Source organism: Microcystis sp. LEGE 08355 (assembly GCF_015207185.1).
In the GTDB taxonomy this organism is placed as follows: domain Bacteria; phylum Cyanobacteriota; class Cyanobacteriia; order Cyanobacteriales; family Microcystaceae; genus Microcystis; species Microcystis panniformis.
Genome location: NZ_JADEXI010000430.1, coordinates 1 through 4003, shown reverse-complemented (window position 1 = coordinate 4003; position 4003 = coordinate 1). Strand labels below are relative to the sequence as shown.

Annotated in this window: 4 protein-coding genes and 2 pseudogenes; all 6 read right to left on the bottom strand. The window is 45.8% G+C overall.

The window, feature by feature from the left end:
* A pseudogene (locus tag IQ242_RS18530) lies at positions 1-641 on the bottom strand (FprA family A-type flavoprotein); the annotation flags it as partial.
* 111 nt (positions 642-752) lie between these two features.
* Positions 753-890, bottom strand: a complete 138-nt coding sequence (locus IQ242_RS18525; RefSeq protein WP_002739211.1) for a photosystem II reaction center protein K — start codon at positions 888-890, stop codon at positions 753-755.
* A gap of 50 nt (positions 891-940) precedes the next feature.
* On the bottom strand, positions 941-2077 hold the full coding sequence (gene tgt, locus IQ242_RS18520; protein ID WP_193960980.1) for a tRNA guanosine(34) transglycosylase Tgt: 1137 nt from the start codon (positions 2075-2077) through the stop codon (positions 941-943).
* A gap of 124 nt (positions 2078-2201) precedes the next feature.
* The gene (locus IQ242_RS18515; protein ID WP_039900599.1) at positions 2202-2663 is read right to left on the bottom strand and encodes a hypothetical protein; all 462 of its coding nucleotides are present in this window, start codon (positions 2661-2663) and stop codon (positions 2202-2204) included.
* A 213-nt stretch (positions 2664-2876) separates the two neighbouring features.
* Positions 2877-3515: an ATP-dependent Clp endopeptidase proteolytic subunit ClpP gene (gene clpP, locus IQ242_RS18510; RefSeq protein ID WP_223210338.1), complete on the bottom strand. Its 639-nt coding sequence runs from the start codon at positions 3513-3515 to the stop codon at positions 2877-2879.
* 18 nt (positions 3516-3533) lie between these two features.
* A pseudogene (locus IQ242_RS18505) lies at positions 3534-3875 on the bottom strand (zinc ribbon domain-containing protein); the annotation flags it as partial.
* Between the last annotated feature and the right edge of the window lie 128 nt (positions 3876-4003).

Genomic DNA, 4003 nt, shown 5'->3' with positions numbered 1-4003 from the left:
GCATGGAGACAATCAAAATAATAACGACGATCCACATCTAATTCTTTCCAATTTTTATCCCAAAGAGCGTCACTGCACAGATGTACACTAAAGAATTTATCGCTGTATAAAATTTGGTTTTTTTGGTCAAAAGTGCAGATACCATCAGGCCAGCGCGGCGTAGGGACATTAATAAAACTTAGTTGATGACCTTGCCCCAAATCAAGGATTTCATCGCTTCGTATGCCCAAAATTTGGGCATCAGGAAAGGCATTTTTAAGGGTATTGACGGCAGCTTTAGAACAGAGGATGGTGATTTGATGGGTGGCGGCTAATAAGGCCTTTAAAGTGACGATACGGTTGGGATTAACGTGACTGAGAATCAGATAATCGAGACGATGTAAGGAGATATATTGACGAATTTCTTCTAAATAAATTTCGGTGAAGGATTCTCCAGGGGGATCGATTAAGGCAGTTTTATCGCCACAGATAAGATAGGAATTAGCGGTGGTTCCCCGTTGACGAGCATATTCTATTTCAAATTTTAATCTTTCCCAAGTACGGGAGCGAAAAACCCAAGTTTTATCGGCAATTTCTGCGGTTTGAACATCGCGGGAGCGATTATTAATAGCAGGATTGGGAATTAAGGTAGTAGTGGTCATAGTTGTTAATTTGGTTGTTAGTTGTTGGGTGTGACCCCCCCAACCCCCCCGATGTCGGGGGGGTTGGGGGGGTCACACCCTGCCCCCAGGAAAAGCTTTTTGCCGCAAACCCTATTTAAAACCGACGGATGCTTGCCAAACAAAGGCCAGCAAGAGGAAAAATAGGGGAATCAGGGGCAACACATCGACTAGGGGGTCGAAAATTTGGTATGCTTCCGGCAATTTGGCGAACAAAAGTGCAGTTTCCATCTCTCTATCTACCTTGACAAGAAAATTTTTAAACGTTTCCTGAAATTTTATCACGTTGGGGTAACATCTACGGCATCCTCAAGCCAAGGGGCAAAATCTTGGGCAAAAGTCCCCCCGAGGATAGATTGACGAATTTCACGGGTAAATCTGATTAATTCGGCGATATTGTGCAGAGATAAGAGAATATAACCCAACATTTCCCCCGATTTAATTAAATGATTCAGATAGGCACGGCTAAAGTGTTGACAGGTGTAACAGGGACAAGTCTCGTCTAAAGGGGCGAAATCCTCCTTAAAACGGGCATTTTTTAGGTTCCAACGCTCCCCCCGCACTAAAGCCGTGCCATGGCGACCAAAACGGGTGGGAATGACGCAATCAAACAGATCTATGCCACTAGCGATCGCCTTGGCCATTTCTCCATAGGTTCCCACTCCCATCAGGTAACGGGGTTTATTTTCGGGGAGTAAAGGGGCAGTTATCTGGACAATGCGATGAATTAGGGTCGTTTCTTCCCCTACACTGACGCCACCGATAGCATAACCGGGTAAATCGAGTTTTACTAAAGATTCCGCCGCCGTTGCCCGTAAATCCTCATAGATTCCCCCCTGCACGATGGCGAATAAAGCCTGTTCTTGAGGTCGTTGATGGGCCGTCAGACAGCGCTCTAACCAGCGATAGGTGCGTTCTATGGATGCTTTCATGGTCTCATGACTGACTCCCGTGGGGGGACATTCATCGAAGGCCATAATCACATCAGCACCGAGGGCATTTTGAATCTGAATCGATTTTTCTGGCGTAATTTCGATTATTCTACCGTCCCGGGGCGATCGAAAGGTGACTCCCGACTCTTTAATTTGCCGCAGTTGACTAAGGCTAAAAACCTGAAATCCACCCGAATCTGTTAATATTGGCTGATTCCAAGCCATAAACTCGTGTAAACCTCCCGCTTTCTCGATAATACTTTCTCCCGGCTGCAGATGCAGGTGATAGGTATTAGCGAGAATCATTTGCGCCCCCGTGCTGGCGATTTGAGCGGGGGTCAAACCTTTCACCGTGGCCAAAGTTCCCACGGGCATAAAACGGGGTGTTTCTACCGGTCCGTGGGGAGTATGCCAAACCCCAACCCGCGCACCAGTTTGGGGACACTGGGCGATTAGTTCAAAGGAAAATCCTACTGTTTCAGTTATCAGTTATCAGTTATCAGTTATCAGCTTTTGAAGGCAAGAGGCAAGAGGCAAAAGACAGAATCTGGCAATTCTCCTACCGAAAAATCAGCCCTTGTTATCGGTTATCAGTATTTCTGCTCACTGGCTAAAAAGGGCAATCGTTGTCGTCTTCGTCTTCAAACTGCACATCCCACTTAGCAGAAAGTACCTGAGTAACCATGGCTTCGAGGGTATCAGCATTGAGACGGGCTTTCATATCGGGGTCTTGCAGTGGATTACTCAGGGGAATCAGCCGTAATTGCCGATTGTCTTGGATCAGATCAAAATAGGTTTCACCGTCAGGAGAGCGGGTTAAACGCAGATAATCGAAGCTATAGGTATTCAGATAAAGACTGTAGTTAGCGACTAGGGTGCTTTGCTGATAATCGGCGAAAACTTCCACTATCCATCCCTCCCCTTCACTCTGAATCACCCCTTCGAGACTATGGATGTAGCGAACTCGTCCGATATCATCGAGGAGACGACGCATATCTTCTTTAGCGATGACCACGCCAGAATCAATAATACAGGGGGCGGGCAGGGGCTGTGAGGGCGGATGATAGTTCATAGGGATTGCCAGTAAAAAAATTTCCGTTAATAACCCACCGGGTGTTTCTACCGATTCCTGTTGCAATTTTTTTCGGGTTACGTCTCGATCTTAACCCAATCCGCTAGAACTTTTCACTGTTACTTAAGATTAATAGCGATGATCGATGATTAATTTCTGCTTACTAAATATTTACAAAAATTTGGGTAGACAGGGCCTACCCGATCATGATTATTACTGGGGAGGGTTGGAAGCAGAAGGACTGCGATCGATCACTTGATCGATTAAACCATAGTCTAGAGCCTCTTCGGCGGACATAAAGAAATCCCTTTCCGTATCCTCGGCGATGAGGTCGAGAGGTTTACCGGTATGACTAGCTAGGTGTTGATTGAGTAATTGTTTGAGATAGAGAATTTCTTTGGCCTGAATTTCGATATCGGTGGCCTGACCTTGGGCGCCGCCGAGGGGTTGGTGAATCATGATCCGCGAGTTGGGTAGGCTCATTCTTTTGCCCGGTTTGCCGGCGCTGAGGAGAAAAGCCCCCATACTGGCGGCTAAACCAATACAAATGGTGCTGACATCGGGACGGATTTGATTCATGGTGTCAAAAATCCCTAATCCGGCCGAAACGGAACCCCCAGGGGAGTTGATATACAAGTAAATATCTTTTTCGGGGTCTTCTGCTTCTAGAAAGAGTAATTGGGCGACAATTAGGTTAGCGAGGTCGCTGGTTACTTCTTGTCCCAAAAAGACGATTCTTTCCCGGAGTAGTCGGGAGTAGATATCGAAGGCGCGTTCGCCCCGGCCTGTGGTTTCAATAACGGTAGGAATCATTGCGCTTTCTTGTCTTGCTGCTGCGGTTGGTTTTTTGATTTTGACATACTCCCACCGTCAAGCTACGCTGTGACAGGGGATTCTTTCCACATTGCTGTTAGAAATTCCTTGTTCAACGAGACAGCTTAGATTCTCAATGTCTCCATTAAGAATCCAGAGGCCGGACTCTCCCAAGGCGTTTGGGTCGGTTTCTGTTTGCCCAACAGTACCGTTGAGATAATTTCCCAAATATTGTAACCCTTTTTTAAGAATATTTATTGCTGCATTATGATCCCTATCTAAGACTGTTTGACAATTAGGACATTGATGAGTTCTAGTGCTTAATGTTTTTTGCACTCTCGTCCCACAAACTGAACAATCTTGAGAAGTGAAATGCGTTGGTACAGCAACACAAACAATCGGCTCTTCTGGTTTCTGTGTGGAAAGTAGGTCTATACTGATAGTTTATTCCGCAAAATAGTCCTAAAAGTTTTGCCCAATAAGCACTTCAGGATTCCATAAGCCAAAATTATCACACAAAGTCGAGA

What these genes read in the sequence shown, in the direction of transcription:
- IQ242_RS18525 (WP_002739211.1), bottom strand. Translation starts at nt 890, where the DNA reads ATGGAAACTGCACTTTTGTTCGCCAAATTGCCGGAAGCATACCAAATT.
- IQ242_RS18515 (WP_039900599.1), bottom strand. Translation starts at nt 2,663, where the DNA reads ATGAACTATCATCCGCCCTCACAGCCCCTGCCCGCCCCCTGTATTATT.